Annotated in this window: 2 protein-coding genes and 1 pseudogene; 1 reads left to right on the forward strand and 2 read right to left on the reverse strand. The window is 40.1% G+C overall.

The window, feature by feature from the left end; all coding sequences use genetic code 11:
* Both VU18_RS20365 and VU18_RS20370 read right to left on the reverse strand, forming a co-directional pair.
* A pseudogene (locus tag VU18_RS20365) lies at window positions 1–230 on the reverse strand (hypothetical protein); the annotation flags it as partial.
* A gap of 38 nt (window positions 231–268) precedes the next feature.
* A complete protein-coding gene (locus tag VU18_RS20370) occupies window positions 269–445 on the reverse strand; it encodes a hypothetical protein (RefSeq protein WP_236687386.1) in 177 nt (58 codons plus the stop codon).
* On the opposite strand from VU18_RS20370, the gene VU18_RS12465 reads away from it, so the two are divergent.
* Window positions 444–1,691: an MFS transporter gene (locus VU18_RS12465; RefSeq protein ID WP_042381890.1), complete on the forward strand. Its 1,248-nt coding sequence runs from the start codon at window positions 444–446 to the stop codon at window positions 1,689–1,691. The two genes, VU18_RS20370 and VU18_RS12465, sit on opposite strands and share 2 nt — an antisense overlap.
* The last annotated feature ends 229 nt before the right edge of the window (window positions 1,692–1,920 follow it).

The raw sequence follows: 1,920 nt of genomic DNA on the forward strand, positions 1-1,920 counted from the left end.
ATGTCATCAAAAGATGGATGATTAATGAACTTGCGCATTATTTCTAAAGTTTTTACTCCCTGTTTCCCCAAGAATTGTGTTCTTACTTCTATTTCTCCAACTGTTTTCCGCAAATCATTCATATACTTATCACAATTTTTAGTATCATTAAACAAGTGATCAAGATGCATAATTCCTATAGAAACTCCAGCAGCATGATATGCTCTGTCTAAAGGCCTTTTGATTTTCAAGATACTCTAAACAGAATAAGGGGGAGGCTTCCATTGCTTCAGTATATCCATTTACCTTTAGCAGATTGTTGAAAATCAACCCGTTTTCCTTCGCTCCATCGTTTTGGGGCGTGGCAAAAAGCCAGTTTCATCAAAGACTGAAGATCTGATTTTTGGTTCATTTTGACTATTCCATCACCAGTCGTTTCGATGATCAAAGAGAGGATTGAGGTCATGAAAAATAAAACATTTCATTTCCTTTGGATCGGACAATCTTTCGCGAATTTCGGAGATGTGTTCTACATTGTTTCCGTTGTCTCTTACCTATATCATTTGACATCGAAAGCCATGGCTGCCGCATTAGTCCCTTTTTTCGTTACATTGTCGTTATTTATTAGCGGAATCGTCGCACCGATATTTTTCGAAAAATATAAACTAAAAACGTTATTGTCCTACGGACAAATGTGTAAAACATTTCTGCTGCTTTTTCTCTCGCTGTTTTTGCACTGGGGTGCGGAACATTACACTGCGATCGTTTATGTTTTTGTATCATTGATCGCTTTTTTAGATGGGATCAATAATCCGATTAAAAACTCCCTCGTTCCTTTTATCGTTTCCAAGGAGGAAATCTTGAAAGCCAACAGTTTTGTAAACACGTTAGACCAATTCATCAAACTTAGCGCATGGCCGATTGGGAGTTTGATTGTCAGTGTAGGGTCGCCGTTCCTTTTAATCAATATCACCTTATTGTTCTATGTCGTCTCAAGCATTCTCATGTTTCTGTTGCATATACAAGAACATACAAAGAAGAAGACGGCTCAAGGCAAAGGCCTAAAGAACTTTCTCCTTTCGATCCGTCTAGGATGGGAATACACTTGGAGAAATGTGCACGCTAAATCGATTAGCTTCATGTCATTTTTTGAAGGAATCGGAAATGGGGTCTGGATTTCGGCCATCCTTTATATGTATGTGAAAGAACAATTACATGTAGGAGAGGAATGGTGGGGATATATTAACTCTGTTTTCTTTGGCGGCATGGTGATAGGGGGATTGTTAAGCGTTAAGTTTAGTCAATCGGTTGAAAAAAATCAGCAATTTTTTGTATTGTTTGGCCCGTTTTGTATCGCTATTGTCACACTGTTATTTGGCACAACGACGCACGGTGCGCTGGCGCTTCTGTATTCCGCCCTGTACGGGATCATCGAACAATGGAAGCTGATCTGTCTTCAGACGATTCTTCAAAAAAATGCCCGGATGGACGCTCTGCCTCATGTTTTTTCCGTGCAGGGAGTCATTAGTTCCGTAACGTTCGGGATTTCCGCCTTATTGATGAGCTTTATAGCCGATGTTTACGGGATTCGCTTTTCGTTTTATTTGTCTGTTTGCTGCTTTTTGATCAGCGGCTGGATCAGTTATCGTCAGCGAAAAATCTGGAGTTATAAGGAGAACCAAAAAGGAGAAATCACTGGAACTATTTTGTGAGCTCCCTCTGTAAATGATCACTTTATTTCAGAACAAAGCAAAGGAATCAGTCTTGCTTAATCATATGGCAGAGTGCAAACCGAAGGATTGTTTGCGCTCCTGCCTTTTCAAAATTAGAATAAAAACGCCAATCGGGACGATGAACGTCACCGACAAATTCTGTCAATAGACTTTACCCTCGATGGCCGTAAGGTTCGAACGCATAAAATGATTGTCGTCGATCCCCCGG

This window comes from Geobacillus sp. ZGt-1, assembly GCF_001026865.1.
In the GTDB taxonomy this organism is placed as follows: domain Bacteria; phylum Bacillota; class Bacilli; order Bacillales; family Anoxybacillaceae; genus Geobacillus; species Geobacillus thermoleovorans.

Bases quoted from the DNA above. Each gene is read 5' to 3' on its own strand.
- VU18_RS12465 (WP_042381890.1), top strand. From the start codon at position 444: ATGAAAAATAAAACATTTCATTTCCTTTGGATCGGACAATCTTTCGCG.
- VU18_RS20370 (WP_236687386.1), bottom strand. From the start codon at position 445: ATGACCTCAATCCTCTCTTTGATCATCGAAACGACTGGTGATGGAATA.